Origin of the sequence: Heyndrickxia sp. FSL W8-0496, assembly GCF_038007825.1 — a bacterium.
GTDB classification, from domain to species: domain Bacteria; phylum Bacillota; class Bacilli; order Bacillales; family Bacillaceae_C; genus Heyndrickxia; species Heyndrickxia oleronia.
The window spans coordinates 338,597-361,770 of sequence record NZ_JBBOXX010000001.1; the positions used below are offsets into that span (position 1 = coordinate 338,597).

At 35.4% G+C, this 23,174-nt stretch carries 23 protein-coding genes; 11 read left to right on the top strand and 12 right to left on the bottom strand.

Annotation, left to right across the window (positions count from 1 at the left end; all coding sequences use genetic code 11):
* The first annotated feature begins 16 nt into the window (after nucleotides 1-16).
* The 7 genes from NST63_RS01955 (at nucleotide 17) to NST63_RS01985 (ending at nucleotide 6,436) form a co-directional block, all read left to right on the top strand.
* A complete protein-coding gene (locus tag NST63_RS01955) occupies nucleotides 17-1,123 on the top strand; it encodes an ABC transporter ATP-binding protein (RefSeq protein WP_212946094.1) in 1,107 nt (368 codons plus the stop codon).
* Nucleotides 1,113-1,913, top strand: coding sequence for an ABC transporter permease (locus NST63_RS01960; protein ID WP_058004192.1), 801 nt, complete (start codon nucleotides 1,113-1,115; stop codon nucleotides 1,911-1,913). Before NST63_RS01955 ends, NST63_RS01960 begins: the two co-directional genes overlap by 11 nt.
* Before the next feature lies 1 nt (nucleotide 1,914).
* Nucleotides 1,915-2,718, top strand: a complete 804-nt coding sequence (locus tag NST63_RS01965; RefSeq protein ID WP_058004191.1) for an ABC transporter permease — start codon at nucleotides 1,915-1,917, stop codon at nucleotides 2,716-2,718.
* Nucleotides 2,715-3,788 carry an ABC transporter substrate-binding protein gene (locus NST63_RS01970; protein WP_212946095.1) on the top strand — a complete coding sequence of 358 codons (1,074 nt, stop codon included), beginning with the start codon at nucleotides 2,715-2,717 and terminating at the stop codon, nucleotides 3,786-3,788. Before NST63_RS01965 ends, NST63_RS01970 begins: the two co-directional genes overlap by 4 nt.
* 177 nt (nucleotides 3,789-3,965) lie before the next feature.
* Nucleotides 3,966-4,901, top strand: a complete 936-nt coding sequence (locus tag NST63_RS01975; RefSeq protein ID WP_341041147.1) for a helix-turn-helix transcriptional regulator — start codon at nucleotides 3,966-3,968, stop codon at nucleotides 4,899-4,901.
* Nucleotides 4,902-4,963: 62 nt separating this feature from the next.
* Nucleotides 4,964-5,713, top strand: a complete 750-nt coding sequence (locus NST63_RS01980; protein WP_341041148.1) for a zinc ribbon domain-containing protein — start codon at nucleotides 4,964-4,966, stop codon at nucleotides 5,711-5,713.
* 78 nt (nucleotides 5,714-5,791) lie between these two features.
* Nucleotides 5,792-6,436 carry an SDR family oxidoreductase gene (locus NST63_RS01985; RefSeq protein WP_212946098.1) on the top strand — a complete coding sequence of 215 codons (645 nt, stop codon included), beginning with the start codon at nucleotides 5,792-5,794 and terminating at the stop codon, nucleotides 6,434-6,436.
* Nucleotides 6,437-6,482: 46 nt separating this feature from the next.
* Here the strand turns inward: NST63_RS01985 and NST63_RS01990 are convergent, their stop codons facing one another.
* The 7 genes from NST63_RS01990 to NST63_RS02020 form a co-directional block, all read right to left on the bottom strand.
* Nucleotides 6,483-6,641: a hypothetical protein gene (locus NST63_RS01990; RefSeq protein ID WP_212946099.1), complete on the bottom strand. Its 159-nt coding sequence runs from the start codon at nucleotides 6,639-6,641 to the stop codon at nucleotides 6,483-6,485.
* A gap of 104 nt (nucleotides 6,642-6,745) precedes the next feature.
* Nucleotides 6,746-7,348: a response regulator transcription factor gene (locus NST63_RS01995; protein ID WP_071977334.1), complete on the bottom strand. Its 603-nt coding sequence runs from the start codon at nucleotides 7,346-7,348 to the stop codon at nucleotides 6,746-6,748.
* The gene (locus NST63_RS02000; RefSeq protein ID WP_212946100.1) at nucleotides 7,345-8,484 is read right to left on the bottom strand and encodes a sensor histidine kinase; all 1,140 of its coding nucleotides are present in this window, start codon (nucleotides 8,482-8,484) and stop codon (nucleotides 7,345-7,347) included. The genes NST63_RS01995 and NST63_RS02000 overlap by 4 nt, the downstream gene beginning before the upstream one ends.
* Nucleotides 8,485-8,490: 6 nt before the next feature.
* Nucleotides 8,491-9,228, bottom strand: coding sequence for an ABC transporter permease (locus tag NST63_RS02005; protein WP_341041150.1), 738 nt, complete (start codon nucleotides 9,226-9,228; stop codon nucleotides 8,491-8,493).
* Complete coding sequence (locus tag NST63_RS02010; protein ID WP_212946102.1) at nucleotides 9,229-10,128, bottom strand: ABC transporter ATP-binding protein; 900 nt, start codon at nucleotides 10,126-10,128, stop codon at nucleotides 9,229-9,231.
* Nucleotides 10,129-10,247: 119 nt separating this feature from the next.
* A complete protein-coding gene (locus tag NST63_RS02015) occupies nucleotides 10,248-11,240 on the bottom strand; it encodes a nuclease-related domain-containing protein (RefSeq protein WP_341041151.1) in 993 nt (330 codons plus the stop codon).
* 916 nt (nucleotides 11,241-12,156) lie between these two features.
* Nucleotides 12,157-13,485, bottom strand: coding sequence for an MFS transporter (locus NST63_RS02020; protein WP_341041152.1), 1,329 nt, complete (start codon nucleotides 13,483-13,485; stop codon nucleotides 12,157-12,159).
* A 156-nt stretch (nucleotides 13,486-13,641) separates the two neighbouring features.
* Here NST63_RS02020 and NST63_RS02025 point away from each other — a divergent pair, with 156 nt between their 5' ends.
* Nucleotides 13,642-14,622, top strand: a complete 981-nt coding sequence (locus tag NST63_RS02025; protein WP_212946105.1) for a ketoacyl-ACP synthase III — start codon at nucleotides 13,642-13,644, stop codon at nucleotides 14,620-14,622.
* A 75-nt stretch (nucleotides 14,623-14,697) separates the two neighbouring features.
* Here the strand turns inward: NST63_RS02025 and NST63_RS02030 are convergent, their stop codons facing one another.
* Nucleotides 14,698-15,600, bottom strand: a complete 903-nt coding sequence (locus NST63_RS02030) for a cation diffusion facilitator family transporter (protein ID WP_078110273.1) — start codon at nucleotides 15,598-15,600, stop codon at nucleotides 14,698-14,700.
* A 373-nt stretch (nucleotides 15,601-15,973) separates the two neighbouring features.
* Here NST63_RS02030 and NST63_RS02035 point away from each other — a divergent pair, with 373 nt between their 5' ends.
* Complete coding sequence (locus NST63_RS02035; RefSeq protein ID WP_341041154.1) at nucleotides 15,974-16,501, top strand: hypothetical protein; 528 nt, start codon at nucleotides 15,974-15,976, stop codon at nucleotides 16,499-16,501.
* A gap of 52 nt (nucleotides 16,502-16,553) precedes the next feature.
* Here NST63_RS02035 and NST63_RS02040 read toward each other — a convergent pair whose 3' ends face one another.
* Nucleotides 16,554-17,237, bottom strand: a complete 684-nt coding sequence (locus NST63_RS02040; RefSeq protein ID WP_341041155.1) for a DsbA family protein — start codon at nucleotides 17,235-17,237, stop codon at nucleotides 16,554-16,556.
* 279 nt (nucleotides 17,238-17,516) lie between these two features.
* Nucleotides 17,517-18,053, bottom strand: a complete 537-nt coding sequence (locus tag NST63_RS02045; RefSeq protein ID WP_058004174.1) for a YceI family protein — start codon at nucleotides 18,051-18,053, stop codon at nucleotides 17,517-17,519.
* Nucleotides 18,054-18,506: 453 nt separating this feature from the next.
* Between NST63_RS02045 and NST63_RS02050 the strand changes: the two genes are divergently transcribed.
* The gene (locus NST63_RS02050; protein WP_212946108.1) at nucleotides 18,507-19,889 is read left to right on the top strand and encodes a glycine--tRNA ligase; all 1,383 of its coding nucleotides are present in this window, start codon (nucleotides 18,507-18,509) and stop codon (nucleotides 19,887-19,889) included.
* Between the two features lie 37 nt (nucleotides 19,890-19,926).
* Here NST63_RS02050 and NST63_RS02055 read toward each other — a convergent pair whose 3' ends face one another.
* Nucleotides 19,927-20,931, bottom strand: a complete 1,005-nt coding sequence (locus NST63_RS02055; protein WP_341041156.1) for a DUF3231 family protein — start codon at nucleotides 20,929-20,931, stop codon at nucleotides 19,927-19,929.
* Between the two features lie 134 nt (nucleotides 20,932-21,065).
* On the opposite strand from NST63_RS02055, the gene NST63_RS02060 reads away from it, so the two are divergent.
* Complete coding sequence (locus tag NST63_RS02060) at nucleotides 21,066-21,563, top strand: CBO0543 family protein (RefSeq protein ID WP_212946110.1); 498 nt, start codon at nucleotides 21,066-21,068, stop codon at nucleotides 21,561-21,563.
* A 27-nt stretch (nucleotides 21,564-21,590) separates the two neighbouring features.
* Here NST63_RS02060 and NST63_RS02065 read toward each other — a convergent pair whose 3' ends face one another.
* Complete coding sequence (locus NST63_RS02065; RefSeq protein ID WP_251345559.1) at nucleotides 21,591-23,036, bottom strand: amino acid permease; 1,446 nt, start codon at nucleotides 23,034-23,036, stop codon at nucleotides 21,591-21,593.
* Nucleotides 23,037-23,174 lie beyond the last annotated feature (138 nt).

Genomic DNA, 23,174 nt, shown 5'->3' on the forward strand with positions numbered 1-23,174 from the left:
AAGGGGGGAGCCCACTATGACTGAAAACACAATTATCCGCTTTGAAGAGGTAACAAAGCAATACGATGATGACCCTGCCGTTCTAAATAGTGTTAGCTTTGAAATTGAACGAGGCAAGTTTTATACACTATTAGGTCCATCTGGGTGTGGAAAAACAACTATTCTACGCTTGATTGCTGGGTTTACAGAGCCGAGCCATGGGAATATCTATTTTAATGGGAAAGTGATTAATCATGTTCCCGCAAATAATCGTCAAGTAAATACTGTTTTTCAAGACTATGCCCTTTTCCCACATCTGAATGTGTTTGAGAACGTAGCCTTTGGCTTACGTATTAAAAAGATGAAAAATACCGAAGTTCAACAAAAAGTGAAAGAGGCTTTGCGTTTTGTCAATTTGGAAGGCTATGAAACTCGCGAAATTAGAGAAATGTCAGGTGGACAACGCCAGCGTGTTGCAATTGCTCGAGCTATTGTCAATGAGCCTGAAGTGATCCTCCTTGATGAACCGTTATCGGCACTAGATTTAAAGCTGCGTACTGAAATGCAGTACGAACTTCGTGAGCTACAACGTCGTCTCGGAATTACATTCATCTTTGTTACTCATGATCAGGAAGAAGCTTTAGCAATGTCTGATGAGATATTTGTTTTAAACAAAGGGAAAATTCAACAGAGTGGAACACCAACAGATATTTATGATGAACCAATTAATCGCTTTGTCGCTGACTTTATTGGTGAATCGAATATTGTACCAGGAAAAATGATTCAGGACTTTGAAGTAGAGTTTGTTGGCAAACAATTTGAGTGTGTCGACCAAGGTTTTGATCCTAATGAATCTGTAGAAATTGTTATTCGACCAGAGGATTTGGAAATTACGAAAAAGGATCAAGGTAAGCTAAAGGTCCGCGTCGATTCCCAATTATTCCGTGGTGTTCATTATGAAATTTGTTGTTATGATGAAGCGGGAAATGAGTGGCTTGTTCATTCAACTAAAAAAGCTATAGTAGGCGATGAAATAGGACTTTATTTTGACCCAGAGGCGATTCATGTCATGAGATTTGGTGAGACAGAGGAAGAATTTGATAAGCGATTAGAATCATATAATGAGGGCGATCATGCAAACTAAATCACGCAATATATATCTTATTCCGTATGTTCTTTGGATTATTCTATTTGTCGTCGCTCCTATTCTTCTAATCTTGTATTATTCCTTCTTTAATATTGAAGGAGATTTTTCATTCGAAAACTATCGCAAGTTTTTTACACCAGTCTATTTAAAAATGACTCTTAGTTCATTTTGGTATGCGTTTTTAATTACAGCTATTACATTAATTATTTCCTATCCGACTGCATATTTACTAACAAAAACGAAGCATAAGCATCTATGGCTATTGCTGATTATTTTGCCTACGTGGATTAATTTACTGTTAAAAGCCTATGCATTTATTGGGATTTTTGGAACATATGGTACAGCCAATACATTTTTAGAATGGGTAGGCATTGGAACAAAACAAATATTATTCACCGATTTTAGTTTCCTATTTGTAGCGGTTTATATTTTTATACCTTTTATGATTTTACCGATTTTCAACTCGTTAGAAGAACTGAATCCAACCCTTTTAGATGCTTCGAAGGATTTAGGAGCTTCTCCTTGGACAACGTTTCGTCGCGTGATTTTCCCATTAACGATAGATGGAGTAAAATCTGGCTGTCAGGTTGTATTCATCCCTGCATTGTCTCTGTTTATGATTACACGATTAATTGCAGGAAACCGTGTGATAACGCTTGGTACAGCGATTGAACAGCATTTCCTCGTTACACAGGATTGGGGAATGGGATCAACAATTGCCGTCTTTTTAATTATAGCGATGGCATTATTCATGCTTGTTACAGGAAATAGAAAGAAAGGGGTATAACATGAGAAAAAAAGGAAAAATAGCTAATCTTTATCTAGTCATCATTTTTATTATTTTGTATGCCCCAATCTTCTATTTAATGTATTACTCGTTTAATAGTGGGGGATCCATGCATGACTTTGAAGGTTTTACATTGGAATGGTATAAAGAGGTATTTCATGATACAAGGTTATTAATCATTGTGTTAAATACAGTTGTCATTGCTCTTCTTTCAGCAGCATTGTCTACCATTCTGGGTGTTGTTGGTGCATTGGCTATTTATTTTGTGAGAAAAAGAAGATCAAAAAATACATTATTAACACTGAATAACGTACTAATCGTTAGTCCAGATGTCATTATTGGTGCATCTTTTCTAATTTTGTTTACGATTATTGGTATTAAGCTAGGCTTCTTTTCTGTCTTACTTTCACATATTGCTTTCTGTGTACCTATTGTTGTATTGATGGTATTGCCGAAGCTTCAGGAAATGAGCCCGACACTACTTGATGCTGCACGAGACTTAGGTGCAAGCCGATGGAATGTGCTGACAAAGGTTGTGCTGCCATTTATTACACCAGGGATTTTTGCTGGGTTTTTTATGGCATTAACCTATTCACTAGATGATTTTGCGGTTACTTTCTTTGTAACGGGAAATGGATTTTCAACATTATCTGTTGAAATTTATTCAAGGGCAAGACAAGGTATTTCTTTATCTATTAATGCATTATCAACCTTGATCTTCTTGTTCACAATCATTCTCGTGATTGGATATTACTACATTAATCAGCGTAATAACCGCCCAAGTGGAATGGGGGTTAAAAAATGAAGCAACTTGTACGAGTGTTTATTATGATTTTTATCGTGTCTTTTGCGATTCTATTTTTTATCAATCGAATAAATTCTTCTCAAGGACTAGCCGGTGGGAATACATTAACGGTTTATAACTGGGGAGATTATATTGAACCGAAATTGATAAAGAAATTTGAGAAAGAAACAGGAATTAAAGTCATTTATCAAACCTTCGATTCGAATGAGGCGATGATGACGAAAATTCAGCAAGGTGGAACCACATTTGATGTCGCTGTGCCTTCAGAATATGCGATTGATAAAATGAAGAAAGAAAATCTGCTCTTGCCAATGGATCATTCAAAGCTACCGAACCTGAAATATATTAATCCTCGCTTTTTAGATTTACCTTTTGATGAAGGGAATAAATATTCAATTCCTTATTTTTGGGGAACGGTGGGAATTGTATATAATAAAGAGCTTCTTAATGGAAAAAACATTTCTAGCTGGAATGATTTATGGGATAAAGGATTAAAAAATCAAATACTACTAACAGATGGTGCACGAGAAGTTATTGGAATGGGATTAAATAGTCTTCATTATTCCTTAAATGATACAAATGAGGCACATCTTCAAGAAGCGAAACGTAAGCTAGACTTATTAACACCAAATGTAAAAGCTATTGTTGGGGATGAAATTAAACTATTTTTAGCCAACAATGAAGCAGCCATTGGTGTAGTATGGTCTGGAGAAGCAGCAGGTATTGTAGAAGAGAATGAGGATTTAGACTATGTTGTTCCAAAGGAAGGCTCTAATCTTTGGTTTGATAATATGGTCATTCCTAAAACTGCTAAGAATATTGATGGGGCGCATAAGTTTATTAACTTTATGCTTGATCCAAAAAATGCAGCAGCAAATGCTGAGTACATTGGTTACTCGACGCCAAATGAAAAGGCATTGGATTATTTACCGAAGGAAATATCTGAAGACAAGCGCTTCTATCCAGATTTAGATAAAGCGGAAGGTCTTGAGGTATATGAAAATCTTGGAAAACGAATGCTTGCTCACTATAATGAACTGTTCTTAGAATTTAAAATGCATCGAAAATAGCAGGATAAAAACCGATTTTGGCCATAGCTGAGATCGGTTTTTTTAGTATAATGACTTTCAATAAAATGTCCACTTTAAAAAACAATTTAGTTTTAACGAAAAAGACGTTGCTTAGAAGGAAAACTCATATTTACAAAGAAAAGTGTAATAACAAATGATTTTGTAGAAGGAAGGAAAATGGTCATGAAATTAGATAGGCTCTTAGCGATTACAATGGTTTTGATCAACCAACGGAGAGTGCAGGCACAAGAGCTAGCAGACATGTTTGAAGTGTCGGTACGAACCATCTATCGTGATATTGAGACACTTAATCAAGCGGGGATCCCAATAGTGACCTATCAAGGGCAAAATGGTGGCATTGGATTAATTGATGGTTTTAGAATGGATAAAAATGTTTTAACAAGAGATGAATTATCTGCTATTTCCACTGCATTAAAAAGTATTTCTACCTCCTATCAAGATGAACATGCATCAACCATATTGGAAAAAATTAAAGGATTGTCTGATTCCCAACAGCCGCCAGAAACTTTTTTTGTAGATTTTAGTCCTTGGGGTGGAAATACATTGTTAAAGGGAAAAATCACAAGCTTAAAACGGGCAATCGAAGGTTCTTTATGTATACAATTTTTCTATTCAAATAATTTAGGAGAGAAATCTTATCGGGATGTAGAACCACATACGATTGTTTTGAAAGGCCAATCTTGGTATTTATACGGTTTTTGTTTACATAGAAGAGAATTTAGGTTATTTAAGATTCCGAGAATGAAAGATTTGGTAATAAGTGACAAGACATTTAATAGAAAGGAAGTGCAAGTTGATCAATCTCCTTGGGATAAAGCTTGGTACAATCCCAAAAACGTGACACTGCTTACAATAACCTTTCAAGCTAAACACCAATCCATTATGGAAGAGATGTTTGGGATTGAAAATGTGATAAAGGATGAAAATGGGAGACTCCTTGTCCATACAGAAATGCCTGAGGATGAAGGGATGTACAGTTTTTTACTTAGCTTTTCGGATCGCATTGAAGTACTTGAGCCCTTACATGTAAGGAAAAAACTAAAAGAGCTGCTAAAAAACATGATAGATAAATACTTGGATGATAATTATTGAAACATGACATAAAGATGTCAAGTTAGGGTCGATATACTAGGAAAAAAAGGAGGTTGTTAATAATGAATCAAGTATTTTGTCAAAGCTGTGGGATGCCTATGAAGGAGAGCTCTATTTTTGGAACCGAATTGACAGGGGAAAAGAATAAGGAATTTTGCTTGTATTGTTATGAAAATGGGGAGTTTAAGCAACCAAATATGACGATGGAGGAAATGATCCAATTTTGCATCCCATTTATGGTAGAGGAAGGGATAAAAGAGGATGAGGCACTTACTATATTGCAAAAATCGATACCATATTTAAAACGTTGGAGGAAATGTCATCCAATTTCCGAACCTAAAATAGTCTTAAAAGATGGTTTTACCTTCATGGGAATAAATACAAGAACAATGAATGCAATAGAAGCTACTCCTGAAGGTGTGATCCCATCTATGTGGGAAAAATATTATACAGGACAAATTGCAGCGCAAATACCGAATCAAGTTAACCCACAGCATACAATTGCCCTCTATTCTAACTATGAAAGTGATGTTTCAAGCGAATATGATTTCTCTATTGGAACAGAGGTGGAAGAGCCAAATCAATCTTCAAATGATTTCGTGATCAAAACGATACCGGCATCGAATTATGCAGTATTTACAACTAATCAGGGGAAAATCACTGAAATTGTTCCGATGGCGTGGATAGATATTTGGAAATGGTTCGAAACTTCTGGTGTAGAACGCACATATACAGGTGATTTTGAACTGTATGATGAGAGATGCGTTGATCCCGACCAAGCAGTGGTAGATATATATATAGCGATTAAATAATTGGGTTGATTTGTAAACTGATTTCTCTTCTGAAATAATAAAAGAAATTGATTATTTCAATGAAGGGAGCTAAAGTAAATGAAAGTATTTGTTGTCGGAGCAAATGGACAAATTGGTCGACACCTTATTCAAAAGCTCAAGAAGAATGAAGAACATACGCCAAAGGCAATGGTAAGAAATGAAGCGCAGTCTCTCCAATTAAAGAATGAGGGAATTGAGACAGTAATCGCGAATCTTGAAGATAAGGTTGAGACAATAGCAGATGCCATAAAAGGCTGTGATGCAATCGTCTTTACGGCAGGCTCTGGGGGGAAAACGGGTGCCGACAAGACCTTACTGATAGATTTGGATGGAGCAGTGAAAACAATGGAAGCTGCAGAAAAGGTAGGAATTAAACGTTTTATTATTGTCAGTGCTCTACAAGCACATCACCGTGAAAATTGGAATGAATCAATTAAACCATATTATGTAGCAAAGCACTATGCTGATCGGGTATTAGTTTCCAGTGATTTAGATTACACAATTATTCGTCCTGGTGGATTGTTAAATGATCCAGGTACAGGGAAGGTCTCAATTGCAGAAAACCTACAGAGAGGAGCTATTTCTCGAGAGGATGTTGCTGAACTGATCATCGCTTGTCTTAATGAAAAGAATACATTAAGACGTTCATTTGATGTAGTAGCAGGTGAAACACCAATTAATGTGGCAATCAAACAGCTATAGGTGGAAAGGTGGGCTATTATTCGTGGTATAGCCCACTTTCCTTTATTCACCGATCATTTGTATATCGATGATCTCCCATTTTTAAAGTAGGACCTTTATCTATTTTATTTATCCTGCTCTTCTTTCTCTTTTGTTTCTGGTCTCGATAATCCAAAATCCAAGCAATTGATACGACCATAATTATGGCGGCAATGAGCCAAAGCATTCACTCCACCTCCAAATGCATTTGTTCAAAAAGATTCCCAAGTGATACTGGTTTAGGCACCTATAATAGAATATGCATAATAAGAGGTAAATGTTTCTTTCATGTTAGATCCAACCCTTGTTTTGAGCGATAGTAATGGCTTCCATTCTATTTTTTGCTTCTAATTTTTGAATGATTTCAGAAATATAGTTACGTACTGTTCCTGAGGACAAGAAAAGAGCGGCCATAATTTCCTTTGTTGTTTTTCCTTCGGCTGCTAATTTTAAAATTTCTTGTTCACGAGGTGTTAAAGGATTTTCTTCTCTAATGAGATCAAACATCAATTCTTGACTATACATCCGTTTCCCTGAAATCACCTGGCGAATGGCATCGGATAGATCCTCAATGGAACTATCTTTAAGTAAATAACCATCAATACCAATTTTAATCGCACGTTCAAAATAACCAGGTCGAGCAAAGGTCGTTAATATGATGATTTTAGTTGGATTGTTTATTTTTTTTAGAGCTTCTGCCACATCCAAACCACTTTTTACGGGCATTTCAATATCCATCAGACAGATATCTGGATCCAACTTTAAAATAGAGGAAAGTGCTTCTTCGCCATTTGTAGCTTGACCAATAACCTCCATATCTTCCTCAAGATTTAGTAATGATCCGAGTGCTCCGAGCAGCATCCGTTGATCTTCTGCGATAAAGATTCGTATCAAACGACAGCACCTTCCTTCTCTAATTTTTTGATAATAGGTATCTGTAATTCTAGGCTCGTTCCTTTTTGATGTGAGAGTAGTAGAATGCCATCAATAAGAGAAAGTCGTTCCTCCATGCCTTTTAAGCCATTCCCATTTTCATTTTTATTGTTTAATCCAATTCCATCATCTTTAACGATAAAGCGAAGGCTATCTGTAGTAGATTGGATTGTAATTGAACAGTTCTTTGCTTTACTATGTTTGACAACATTTGTTACAGCTTCCTTTAAACACATGCTAATGATATTTTGTGTCAATGGAGGGATGTTAGATAAGTCAGTTAAACCTTCATGATGGTAGGCTATTCCTGCCGCTTGTAATATTTCTTGAACTTGAATGAGTTCCTCCGCAATCGTAATGGCGCGCATGCTAGTTACAAGCTCACGTACTTGTTTAAGAGCAGATCTTGATGTTTTTTCTATTTCCTTTGCTTCTATTTGTGCTCTTTCTGGATCGATTTTAGTCAATTTTTCTACCAGCTGACTCTTTAATGTAATAAGGGATAGGGTATGCCCGAGTGTATCATGTAGATCACGGGCAATACGTGTCCGTTCCTCCCGTTTAACCAACTCTTTAATCTTTTCATTTGCTTGATCTAGCTGCTTTTCAAGCTCCATCCGCTTATTCATGGAACGAATGCCAAATGGAGATAAGATCATAATCACTAAAAACGGTAAAATGTAGAGAGTATTCGTTGAAAAGAATAGACCATGATAGAAAGCTGGTATTAACTCCATTAAGATAAAACTAATAAGGGCAATCTTAAATTTCTTTTTATCAAAATACCATCCGATAAAATTAGCTGGAAAGAACCCCATGAATAATAGGTTCGGATCATAAAACATACTAAACAAAAATACAATTGCCATTTGTATGGCTAAACAGTAGGAAAAAGCAACAACATTAGAAACCGAAAAGTATAGCTGACGATAGGAGAATACAAATATACCTAGAAGAATAAATCCAATGACTCTCCTTAAACCGGTTTCGCCAGCTATATAAAAGACAGGAAGAGCTAAATATACAAGAAACATATATGGGAAAAAACCATATCTCTTAGGGAATATCTGAAATCTTAAGCTTTTTAATTGAAACATTCATGATCACACCGCTTCTTGTTTTCTTCGTATATATTTTGATAGTAGCATGAAAGCGACGAAATAACAGAATAAAATGAGAATATTTTTCCATTCTGGCAAATTTCCTTGAACAATTTGCCATGCACCATTTCCATAATTATAGGAAGGAAGCCATTTTCCGATTGCTTGCATCATTTTGGGCATAATCTCCATTGGCATCCACATACCACCTGAAACGGCTAAAACCATATAAAGAACATTACTAATCCCGGATGCTGTTTCAACTTTATTCATAGACCCAATAATCGTACCAAATGCTAGAAAAGGAATCGAGCCAACTAAGATCCATAGTCCACTCATTACCCATTCAAATAAAGTTAAAGAAACACCATTAATAATCGCTCCTGCGATAAAGATGACACAAATTGAAAGGACATGGATCATTGTTTGACCAATCATTTGTCCAAAGAAATAGACAAAATCAGGCAGTGGCGTTAACCTCATAAAGGTGGACCATCCTTGCGATTTTTCTTGCACAATCCTGATCCCTAAGGTCATAATCGATGAGCCCATAACACTAAAGGTAGTCATTGACATTAAATAATGTGCATGCCATGCTTCAGCATCAGGTGCTCCTGTATTGACGACCTTTGTAAAAATGAAATAGAATACGATTGGCATTAAAAGGGACCAAAAAACAAAATAGGGATTTCGTAACACCCTTAATATTTCAGCTTTACATTGTAACCATGTCAGTCTCATTTAAATGACCTCCTTGTGCTCAGTTGTTAGTTGTTCAAATGCTTCTTCCAATTTTCCTCGTTCAATTTGTATATTATGAGCCCCAATATTTTCTGAAAACAACAGGGCTAATACGGCATCTGTATCATCTGTTTGAACATATACTCGATCATTTTTTTCAAAAATAGCAGTTATAACGGAATGTCCATAAAGCTTATTAATTGAACCAGAAGTAGTGTTAAATGAAACAAATTGTTTCGTCAGTCTTGCTTTTATTTCTACTGGAGTACCGTCAGCAATAATACTTCCTTTATTGAATAAAATAATCCGTTCTGCCACATCATCAGCTTCTTGAAGATAATGAGTAGTAAAAATAATCGTTTTGCCTTTCTTAGATAGCATCTGAATCGTTTTCCAGAAACGGTTTCGAGAAGAAATATCCATTCCGACGGTTGGTTCATCTAAAATAATTAGCTCTGGATTTCCGGAAAGAGCGAGGGCAAAACTTACACGCCGCTTTTGACCACCCGATAATTTTTCCGCGCGTGTTTTTAAATCATTTTCAGTTAAACCCGTTAAAGCAATCACTTCTTCTAGTGAGAGCGGCTTGGGATAGTACTGTCTGACTAAATCAAGTAATTCTCGTACCTTTAGCCCCTGCATGACACTTACTTCTTGGAGCATAATCCCGAGTTTTTCTCGTACGCTTTTATCATCTGGATTTTGATTAAACAAACGAACCTCTCCAGAAGTAGGCTTCAGTAGACCGAGCATCATCGAAATAGTTGTTGTTTTTCCAGCCCCATTTGGTCCTAGTATGGCAACGATCTCTCCTTTATTTATTGAGAAAGAAGCTTCTTTTACTGCATGCTTATCCTGAAAGGCTTTTGAAACCTTATTGACATTGACAATTTCATTCATTGATCATGCACCTCCGTAACTTATAGTCTTAGTTTAAAAAATATAATGAGATGCTTTTAGTAAGGAATGTCATATTTATGAGATGACAAATGTCATTTTTTATATATAGCATTCATCTATTAAAAACCATAATGTTCTTGGAAATATGCTGGAGTGGGGAGTAAATATTTTTTTCCACCATCATTACCTTCGGAGGGTAGATTCATGGATGATAAAAGTCGGTGTACAAGACTGGGATTAGATAAATCAAGAAAGTCTTGGCAACTTTTATTTGTAATGGAAGGCTCTATTAAAAGGAGAAAATCAAGAATAGCTTGTTTATGTGCTTCTTTAGAACTTGAATGGCAGCGTGAGCATACCCATTTTCCGTGTTTTCGAGCTATTTTAAAGCCTCGACAAACTGGACAACATACCCCCTTTATAATCTCGTCCTTGTAAATGTCAAAAATCTCATTAGAATTTGGTACCTCGGGTTTATGCTGTTCAAGTAATAGTTGTGAGACCTTTTGTAGATGATGATTTTTAAGTTTGTTTTGTTTATGTCTCTGATGGAGTTCTGCCATTTTGGAAATGATTTTTTCGGAGTGAAGAACCTTTTCATAGATATGAAGATTATCAGAAGCCGTTTTAATTTGTGTGGTTGAATGGCTAATAATAACAATGTGTTCAATTGGTACATTTGGAATGTTGTAATGTTTTAGAAACCGATCAAACAGTATATGATGTCGTTGTACCTGGAAAATTGGATTAGGGAATGTTTCCTCCTTATTCTGATAAATTCTTATTAATTGATCAGAATGTTTTTCGAAAAGTAATATTCCTGAATAATTTTTTACTTCGATAATGAGAATAAATGAGGGAGTTAGAATAAGGGTATCGATTTGGAAGGTTTTATCTTCAAATGGTAAACGGAGTCCAAAAAAAATTTTTTGATTTTGGGGTGGTAAAAATCCTAAATGATAGAGAAGATTTTTCTCGCCACGATACCCCGCTTTACGTCTAGTTAAATCTTCTTCAATCATAGCTAATTTAGGGTGAGTAGGTCGAAGACGCCTTAATAAGGCAACATCCATTAATAGTTTGTATGGAATAGTTAACTCTTTAACAATCAAAAAAATCACTCCTTTTACTGTTAGATTAATATTCTATTAGGTCCCAAAAAAATCCTTCTTTGAGAGGAAATATTTGAGGAATTGTATTGTTTATTTATATGTAAAGCCATTAAAAAGAAGGATGAAACCAAACAAAAAAGAAGAAGAACCTGTAAAAAAGGTTATAAAACCTATCAGTACGAATAGGACCTCGCGAAAAAAGAGAGAGACCAACGAAAAAGAAGGATGAACCAAACAAAAAAGAGGGAGAACCTGATAAAAAAGTTCTAAAACCTAATAATCCGAATAAGACCTGACAAAAAAAGAAAGAAACCAATGAAAAAGAAGGATGAACCAAACAAAAAAGAGGGAGAACCTGATAAAAAAGTTTTAAAACTTAACAATCCAAATAGGACCTGACAAAAAAAGAGAGAGACCAATGAAAAAGAAAGAGAAACCAAACAAAAAAGAAGAAGAACCTGATAAAAAAGTTCTAAAACTTAACAATCCGAATAGGACCTCACAAAAAAAGAGAGAGACCAACGAAAAAGAAGGATGACCCAAACAAAAAAGAAGAAGAACCTGTTAAAAAAGTTCTAAAACCTAACAATTTGAATAGGACCTGACAAAAAAAGAAAGAGACCAATGAAAAAGAAAGAGAAACCAAACAAAAAAGAAGAAGAACCTGATAAAAAAGTTCTAAAACCTAACAATCCGAATAGGACCTGACAAAAAAAGAAAGAAACCAATGAAAAAGAAGGAGAAACCAAACAAAAAAGAGAGAAAACCTGTTAAAAAGGTTACAGTACCCATCATTTTCAACGAATCCCCTCAAAAAGTAAACTTAATCCCACAAAAAATACTCTCCAACTGATTAATTTCCAAAAGTCCGAACAAAAAAGTTCACTTGTCATATCAAGTGAACCATCATACATCCCTAATTTTTGACAGGTTTAACTTTAAATAGTACCAATATTCCTATAAACGTCATAATAATAAGAGATCCCATTGCTAAGCGACTGGCTAAATTTCCGTAGCCTGCAAAAATCCAGGTGATTGATCCATACAATAGGGGACCAAGTATGGATGAAACCTTTCCAGAGAAGGCGAATAGTCCAAAGAATTGCCCACGTTTGTTTTCTGGACTGAGTTCAACAATATAGGTTCTTGAGGTGACCCACATGGCACCTAGACTCACTCCAAACATACTTCCGGCAACCCAAAACATTGATTTTGCTGTGGCAATACTTCCAACAAGTAGAGCTAAACACATTAATATCCCAACATAGAGTACTGCCCGTTTAGTACCATGAGCTTTTGTAATAAATCCAAATATAAATGACCCAATAATACTGGATACGGTGGAGACTAAATACAGCAAAATAAATTCGCCTGTTGTAAATCCTACGACAGCCTTCGTATAAATGGCCATCATGGCAATAGCTGTTGCAATCGCGTCATTTAAGAAAAAGTATGAAATCATAAATGTAAAGACAGGTTTGTAATTTTTCATTTCTTTAAAGGTAGCAATGATGTCTTTATAACCTGATAAAAAGCTTGCGTGATCAGGTTTTTGTATGACTTTTTTATCTTTAGAAAAAAAGAATAGAGGTAATGCGAATAGAAAGAATAATGCCCCTGTGAGTAAAAATGCAATATGGTACCCGTCATCTCCGACAAAAGGATATACGCCTAAACCAAGTAATGTCCCTAAATAGCCTACCGCTACACCAAATCCAGAAATTAAAGGGATGTGCGATTTAGGAGCTAAATCGGAAATCATTGAATCGTAAAAGACGAGGCTAGAATGATAAAAGAACTTTGCAATGACAAAAGAAATAATAACAAGAATCAGTGAGATAGGAAGATTAAATAATTGACCAGGTACTTGATAATAAGCAAATATCCCCATTGATAAAGTACCGATGACGGTGATTAACGTAAACCAGACAATCCAACTTTTCTTTTTTCCGGTTCGATCAATGGTTGTTCCGAAAAGTGGTGAAAAGATAACTAAGAAAAAGCTTGCTGCTGCATTAGCGTAAGAAATAAACGTACTAGCAATTTGATTCATTACCGCATTTCCACCAACTGCATGCTCAAGAAATAATGGGAAAAAGATGGTGTTGATATTGGAGGAAAAGATCGTATTAGCAAAATCGTATAAGGCCCAAGACAAAATCGGTAGCGATAAAAATAATTTCCATGTAGATAATGGTCGATCAGGATGAGCATCTATTTGTTTCGCCTGATGATTCTGAATCATTTGTTCACCTTCTTTCAATTGATAATGTGTTCATTCCATGTATATTGGAAAAAACCCTTTTTATTTACACAAACTTTACAAACAAATTTGACATAATTAATACCAGGTACTAATATTAGATAATAATATTAGGTATTAGAAAAGGGGAGGATTAAAATGAAGTCAACAGCAAGAATTACAGCAATTGGAACTTATGTACCAAATAAGAAACTAACCAATGCTGATTTAGAAAAGCTAGTAGATACGAATGATGAATGGATTGTTCAAAGGACTGGTATGAAAGAAAGAAGAATATCAGAAGAGAATGAATTCGCTTCATCATTAGCATTTAAAGCGATTGAAACTTTAGCGGAAAACTACCAAAAGAATATTCAAGATATTGACTTCATCATCGTTTCTACAACGACAGCTGATTACGCTTTTCCGAGTGTAGCTTGTCAAATTCAAGATCATTTCCATATTCCACAAACAGGTGCCATCGATTTAAACGCCACATGTGCAGGATTTACTTATGCCTTACATGTAGCGAACGGTTTAATTACTTCAGGTCTACATCGGAAAGTCTTGGTGGTAGCAACCGAAACATTAACGAAAGTAACGGATTATCAGGATCGCTCGACATGTATTTTATTTGGGGATGGTGCTGCTGCTGCTTTAGTTGAATTTGACGAGGAAAATCCTAGCTTTATTGGCAGTCACCTTGGTACGAATGGTGATGGGGGACAAAATGTCTATCGAACGCATCTATCGACAACAATGCACGGGCAGGAGCTGATCGATAGTAAGAAGATGGTGCAGAACGGGAGAGAAGTCTATAAATGGGTTGCTCGAACATTACCAGAAGGAATCGAGCAATTATTGGAAAAAAACAGCATGTCGCTAAATGAGGTAGACTGGTTCATCCCGCACAGTGCGAACCTTAGAATGGTCGAAACTGTATGTGATAGAACAGGAATATCGCTGGAGAAGACATTAACTAGTATGCAATACTTTGGAAACACATCATCCGTTTCTATTCCTTTAGCATTGGACTTAGCTATAAAAGAAGGAAAAGTAAAGAACGGAGAGACCCTTTTAATGTACGGATTTGGTGGAGGACTCACACATGCAGGTCTCTTAATAAAATGGAATCTCTAGAAGAACGAAGGAGTTCAGACGGGCTGTCTAAAAGGTAAAAGAGGGTAGACCTCAGTATAGACAGCTTCGTCTTACTTATTCTTTTTCCTCATTCGTGTAATAAGGATTTAAATGAATAAGCACTTCTTGAATATTATCGTAATTGCTCATCAGTGCGTGTTTAATTTCTCTAGCAAGATCATGACCTTCCTTTATTGTCTTACTATGGTCAACAGAAATTCTCAAATCAACAAGAATATAGTGGCCATGGTCTCTAGCACGGATTTTATCGATTCGTTTGACATCCTTAAATGTAGAAATAATGGTTACAAAATCTTGGAGCGTATCCATATCAATATTTCTTTCCAAAAGGATATTAAATGCCTCACTGAGCAATTCCTTTGAAATGTTAAAGATTAAATATGCAACAAAGATACTGGCTACCTTATCACCATACAGTAAAATCGTAATATCAGTTTTATCTCCAATAACCGATAATAATACCCCTATGGCTGCAGCAATCGAAGCAACTATATCTGCTTTATGATCAAATGCTATGGCTTCAATCGCTTTACTATTATGAGCTTTCGCTACTTTCATAGAGGAACGATATAAGAATTCCTTAAAAAGATAAGAAAAGATTGCAACCCACATTGCTAGAATATTAGGTGTCTCTATTGGGTGGAAGAAGCCACTAATCCCTTCATAAACAATATAAAGGGCTACTAACAACAATAAAATACCAACAATTCCAGATACAATGACTTCTGCTTTTCCGTGTCCATATGGATGTTCTTTATCTGCAGGTTTATTTGCAATTTTAATAACTAATAGAACAATGACAGAGGCGAACACATCAGCAGCAGAATGGATTCCATCAGCAAATACGGCATCACTATGTGCATACCAACCTATAATCATTTTCCCTAAGGTTAAGAGGATATTACTCCATACACTAATCCATGCAATTTTTTTAGCAATGGCTTCCCTTTTCCCCAATGTAAAACACCCCAATCAAAAAAACCGTCTTTTGTAACTTGTTAACGTTGCCTTTGTATCATAACAAACGCAGTGTTGGTGGGTCTAGAGAAAGATAGTTGAGTGAATCTACGGTTTTGATCATGAACTAAAAATGTTTCCTTCGCGAAAAACAATACCAAATTAGTATGTGTCTTTTTCCAAATTTTTATAATAAATCTCTTTACTTAAGCTCTCGTTTCCGTGAAAAGAATAACAAACATTAACATTATTTTCTGTAGCTATCGTAGTCTCCAAATTTTTTATTAGCTTCAAAGATATGCAGTATTTAGGTGAATTTTCCTGTGGGAATATATGCTATTATTAGGAAAAAGTATGGACTCGGGAGGGTTAAATGAGGAGAAAAATTATACTGCTCTTTTTGTTGATATCCACGTTAGCAGCTTGTAGTATGGATAAAAATGAGGTCAAGGATAGCCCATTATATGAAGGGCGAGATTTGACTATTGGTGTTGTTGGTAAAATACCTGATGTTCGGGAAAGGAACATTGTTTTTAAAAGCATCGATTTAAATGATATAAGAAAAGGAAATCTATCCTCAAAATATGATGCAATCTTTATTATGAAGGAGCATTTAATAGAAGTAGCTAGAGCTCCATATGCAAAAATCTATAAAAATTCTGGTATTCCATTTTTCTTTATTGAATCGAAAAAGTCCCATGTACCTTTCATTAAAGCAGAAATTGAATATGATGCATTTCCAGATACAGATTCAGGTGAGTATGCCTCTGGATATTACCACCTATCAGATGATACTGAGAAATCTTGGGGATATGGTTTATATAATGATACTGTAAATGAGGTAAACATTTTAAATGTTTTCTCAAGAATATTTATGACTATTAAAACAATTGATCAATAAGAGTTAATAAAAAAAGAAACCCTTGAAAAATCAAGCGTTTCTTTTTTTATTATTATTTTTTAGCCGCATCTTTCACTTCTTGAATAAATTCATCATAGGAGCTGCCTGTGAATTTCTTTCCATTGATGAAGAGGGAAGGGGTGGAGTCGATTTTTAATTCGCTCACATAGGATCGATCTTTTGCTAATGCATCCTTATATTCCTTATTTTTAAATGCCTCTTCCACTTTCTTTACATCTGCTTCATTCACCAATTCAGCTAATGAATCTTTAAGGACTTTGAGAGTAAAGAAATCGGTTTTTTCTTCTTTAGGCTGTTTGCTATAAAGAAGATGATGGAATTTCCAAAATACATCATTTCCAAGTTCTTGATAAACGGTTTCAGCAAATTGTGCTGAGCGTTCCGAATCCTTGTAAATGAATGGATAGTTCATAAAATATAATTTGGCTTTCCCCGTTTCAATAAGATCCTTCTGAATGACTGGATAGACAGTATCATTAAAATCTTTACAAGCTGGACATTTGTAATCTCCAAATTCAACAATTTCAACTGGGGCATTTTCATCACCTTCAAATGGCTGATTACTATAATCAAATGTGAAGGTCTCGTCCTGTTTTGGTTCATCAGAAGATTGTTTACTTAAAAATACAATTAATGCAAGTAAGACTACAGCTACTACAATAACGATCCAAAAAAATGAACTTCCTGATTTATTAGCTTTTTTTGACTTTGCCATAATTGCACACCTTTACCATTATAGTTTCTAATTTAACGTAAGTTTTACATAATGTAGTTTGAAACGTCAAGTTATAGACCGCAATGACATGGAATTGTAAAAAATGGCTCTTTTCTCAAACATAGTTTCTATTTAGATGTAGTTATAACGTTACACCTCTCATTCCACTGAGAAAAGAGCTACAAGCTCCATAAGAATTGCTAAATCGCTTTTGACAAGAGCAATCAACTATACGTGGCAGCCTAAAAAATAAAAGGTGTCGAATGACACCTTTTATTTTTACGCTTCCTTCGCTGCTTCGATTTCAATAGCTACTTTTATTTCATCTCCAACTAGGACACCGCCAGTTTCAAGAGCTGCATTCCAAGTTAAACCGTAGTCGCTGCGTTTGATTTTCCCATTAGCACTGAAGCCGATTTTTTCCGCTCCACTCATTGGATCTTTTGCTAATCCTTCGAATGTCACTGCAAATGTTTCTTCGCGTGTAACGCCATGAAGTGTAACATCACCTGTAACATTGTATTCATCTTCACCTGTTTTCACAATTTTGTTTGCTTTAAAGGTCATTGTTGGGTATTGTTCAACATCAAAGAAATCAGCAGAACGTAAGTGGTTATCACGATCTGCATTTCTAGTGTCGATACTTGCGACATCAATGCTGAAATCGATGTTTGCTGTTTCTAGGTTTGTTGGATCAGCTTCAACTACAGCAGAGAATTGTTGAAAAGCTCCTTTTACTTTAGATACCATCATATGTTTTACTGAAAAATCAATACTACTATGTGCTGTGTCAACAGTCCATTTTGACATTGTCATATTTCATTCCTCCATTTATATTAATTACTTAATGTAAGTTGCTATATATTTTATAGTTGGTGATTTAATATAATTATATTTTCATTGCCTCCATTTGTCAATTATTTTATGTGAAAATATCATATTTAATAACTTTTTTATAGTAGGTGTTAACAATAAAGAGCTATCGTCCATTGACTTATATTCCTCCATTGGGGTAATATAATCTTAAAAATATGGACGACATTGAAGGATCAATAGTAGCTAAATGTATTCTTTGCTAGCGAGTCAGGGAAGGTGGAAGCCTGATAAGAAGTTTTAGTGAAACGGCAATCTGGAGTCGTTGTAAGAAAGTGGATGTGTATATTTACACATCAACTGGGGTGGAACCGCGTGAGTATAGCTCTCGTCCCCAGGCTTAAACGAGCCTGGGAACGAGAGCTTTTTGATTTTTACGAAAAGGAGAGAATAACTATGGCAGTAACTATGGAACAAATTGTATCACATGCGAAGCACCGTGGATTTGTATTTCCTGGATCAGAGATTTATGGAGGTCTTGCAAATACATGGGATTATGGTCCACTTGGTACAGAGTTGAAGAATAATATTAAAAAGGCTTGGACTAAAAAGTTTATTCAAGAATCCCCTTATAATGTAGGTCTTGATTCAGCTATTTTAATGAACCCTCGAACATGGGAAGCATCTGGCCATATTGGTAACTTTAATGATCCGATGATCGATTGCAAAAATTGTAAAGCGAGACATCGTGCAGATAAGTTAATTGAAAATGCAGCAGAAGCAAAAGGGACAGAAATTATTGTTGATGGGCTACCGTTTGAAAAAATGGAAGAGCTTATGAAGGAATATGATATTGCTTGTCCAGATTGTGGTAGTAAAGACTTTACAGGGATTCGTCAGTTTAATTTAATGTTCAAAACGTTCCAAGGTGTAACTGAAACGAGTACAAACGAAATTTTCCTTCGTCCGGAAACAGCACAAGGGATATTCGTAAACTTTAAAAATGTTCAACGTACGATGCGTAAGAAATTACCGTTTGGTATTGCTCAAATCGGTAAAAGCTTCCGTAATGAAATTACTCCTGGAAACTTCACTTTCCGTACTCGTGAATTTGAACAAATGGAATTAGAATTTTTCTGTAAACCCGGTGAAGAGTTAGAGTGGTTTAATTATTGGAAGGAATACGCGAAGAATTGGTTATTATCACTTGGAGTAAAAGAAGAAAATCTTCGTCTCCGTGATCATTCTGAGGAAGAACTATCACATTATAGTAATGCAACAACGGACTTTGAATACAAATTCCCATTTGGATGGGGAGAGCTATGGGGAATTGCTTCAAGAACAGATTACGATCTAAAACAGCATATGCAATTTTCTGGTGAAGATTTTACCTATTTGGATCAAGAAACAAATGAACGCTATGTTCCGTATTGTATTGAACCATCTTTAGGAGCAGACCGTGTAACACTAGCATTTATGATTAATGCCTATGAAGAAGAAGCATTAGAAGATGGGACGTCAAGAACAGTTATGCATTTGCACCCAGCACTTGCACCGTATAAAGCGGCAATCCTACCATTATCGAAAAAATTATCTGATGAAGCAAGCGAGATCTTCGCTGATTTAGCTAAACACTATATGGTTGACTTTGACGAAACTGGTTCAATCGGAAAACGTTATCGTCGACAAGATGAAATTGGTACTCCATTCTGTATTACTTATGACTTTGATTCAAAAGAAGATCATATGGTAACGGTTCGTAATCGGGATACTATGGAACAAACGCGTCTTCCAATTTCAGAACTAAAAAGCTTTTTAGAAGAAAAAATTCAATTCTAATGAATAAGGAGGCTCCTATGGAAGCCTCCTTATTTCGTTATTCATTTTTTTCAAGAGCTCTTCGATCAGGAGCTGCAGGAGGTTCCTCTAACCAGCCTCTATTAACCATTAAGTCAAAACCATCCTTCGTATAGGACAGAATTTCAGCGATAATCTTACTAATTTGTAAGGATAAATCCGTTCGTAATGAAGTGGATAATGAATGTCCGAGCAATGAAATATCCAGTGCATTTAAAGTATTGAAAAGATTCATTATTAATTTGTCAGAAAAAGGGGAATCCTGTGAGTCTGTTACCTCCATATTTACAGTTGTGATCCCAAGTAAATCTTCTTTGAATAATAGATCATTAAAAAATTTAATTTGTTTAGTAGAAATTTCTTTTCCTTTTTTTATATAGTCCTTTACTTCCTTATCACGAACAACTTGCAAACAACCCGTACATAGCAGAATAGAAAAGTAGTTCCTTTCAATGTTAAAGAAGATCTCAGTCAATTCACTAACATTTAATGGTCTTCTTTTATGAAATATCCCATTTATATAGGTCTCTTTTTTTATGTATTTAACTTCTGTAGGATACGGAATATTCGGGGGACGGTCATATAATCCCTTTGATAATAGTAAAGCTACTGCATCTTCATATAGCATGGAAGCATCAGATAATGCAGATGAAAAGAAGGAAGTGATATCATGTCTTGCAGTATTTACAATGGCAAATGAATAAAAAATCATATCCAATCTTCCCACATTATAAACAAAGCTTAAGGCGAAAGGATCATTAAACAGTGGTGGTGTAGTTAAGTTAATATCCTTTTCAGTAAAGCCGTCTGGAATAGGGATATTTTCCTCATTAAATATAGTAGTAATTTTTTGTATTCGTAAATTAGTAAAATCCAGTGACTTTTGTAGAATTTTTTCAATCTCACTATCTTTAATATGATGAAGAAAATAAGTAATAAGGCACCAAGCCATTGTATTATTCATATAAGTTCCCCAAAGAGCTCCTATTTCGGGACTAGTTAGTTTTGTGTTCCGTTCCTTCATTTGTAATCACCTCTTTCATTTTTATTTTTTGATATTCGGCATTTTTTATCCGTTCAACCGCAAATAATTAGTGGATAGAAACTTCCGGCTTGGAAAAAATAATCATAGGCAAGAGACTAGATGGGAGTAATTAAATGAGCATCACAGTGACAGTTTTATTATTGATTATATTGATTTGGAAAGGGTATCTAAAAAATTGGAGAGACTATCACACAACGTTATTATATGTAATTACTTGTAATTTAACTTATATTGTATTATGTAGGGACTATTGGCTTTGGAAATATCATTCCCCTTTTCTATCTGAAAAAGAAATAGAATTATTTAATGTCCTCATTCTCCTACCGTTATTATCCTTACTGTTCTTATCCCGTTATCCAGAGGGGGTAAGGAAAATAAAAAAGTTTATTTTTTTAAGTAAGTGGGTTATAGGCTCCATGCTAATTGAAGGTTTATTTATTTATTTTAATGAGATTGAATTTGACCATGGATGGGGATTTTGGATGGAGCTTCCATTTTATTTCGTCATGTATACATTTATGAGGTTGCATATGTTTAAACCGTTGCTTGTTTATGCTCTTTCCGTTATAACTGCTCTTCTTTTTCTATGGATCTTCCATGTACCGGTATAAAAAAAAGACCGTCAGAGACGGTCAATATTAATAATTTTTATTTGTACTAAAATCACATTCTTCAAGAGGGACAATTTTTGTTTTTTTAATGAACTTATAGCTTAACCAAACGATGATAAATAGTGGTAAACCGATATAAGAAATTAAAATACTTGTCCAATCAATATGCCCACCTAAAAATGCGGAGTAATTTTGTCCTAATATAACAATTGCACATAGGATAAAGGCGAAGATTGGTCCGAATGGAAATAGCCTTGATCGATACGGTAAGTCATTTAAATCACGACCTTGTGCCACATAAGCTTTTCTAAATCGATAGTGACTAATCGCTATACCCAGCCATGCAATAAACCCTGACATTCCAGAAGCGTTGAGCAACCAAACATACACAACACCATCACCAAAAAATGAGGCCAGAAAGGCAATTGTTCCAACTAAAGATGTTACGATTAATGCATTAACTGGTACTCCGTTTTTATTCAATTTTGCTAAAAACTTTGGTGCTTTCCCATCCCGTGCTAAATCCCATAACATACGAGTAGATGCATACATCCCTGAATTTCCTGCAGATAATACAGCTGTCAGAATGATTGCATTCATTACTGATGCTGCAAAGGCAATTCCAGCTTTATCAAAAATAATAGTAAAAGGGCTCATTGCAACATCTTCCATCGCTAAATTTTTATCAGTATAAGGGATAAGAAGACCGATTACTAAGATAGCTAATATATAAAATAAAAGAATACGCCAGAATACTTGTCGAACAGCTTTTGGAATACTTTTCTCTGGATCATCGCTTTCACCTGCAGCTACTCCAAGAAGTTCCGTACCTTGAAATGAGAATCCTGCAGCCATAAATATTCCAAGCATGGACATGAATCCGCCATGGAATGGGGCATCACCAACAGTGAAGTTCTTAAAGCCTACAGGTTCGCCACCCATAATGCCAAAGATCATTAAAAAACCTGTAATAATAAAGACGATAACAGTTATGACTTTAATGAGGGAAAACCAAAATTCAGCTTCACCAAATCCTTTAACAGATAAATAATTTAAGAGAAACATAATGACTAAGCAAATACTACTCCAAATTAAAGAAGGAGTATGTGGAAACCAAAACTTCATAATTATAGTGACTGCTGATAATTCTGCGGCAATTGTAATCGCCCAGTTATACCAGTAATTCCATCCAAGAGCAAACCCCAAAGAGGGATCAACAAATCTTGATGCATACGTACTGAATGTTCCAGATACAGGCATAAAGGCAGCCATCTCTGCAAGACTGGTCATTAGAAAATAAACCATGATTCCGATTAATAGATATGCGACGATTACTCCACCTGGACCTGCTGTATGGATCGCTCCACCACTAGCTAAGAAGAGACCTGTACCAATGGTACCTCCAAGTGAAATCATCGATAGATGTCGGGATTTTAATTTGCGTTTTAGTTGAGGTTCTTGTTGATTATCCATGTAGAAATACACTCCCTTTTCATAATAAGCGTCAGACCCTATGAGGTGGCCGCTTAATTGATCATTGGAAGGGTGGGGAATAAACAAAAATGCCACGAAAAAGATTTTCGCGGCATTGTAAATACCCCGCATCATACC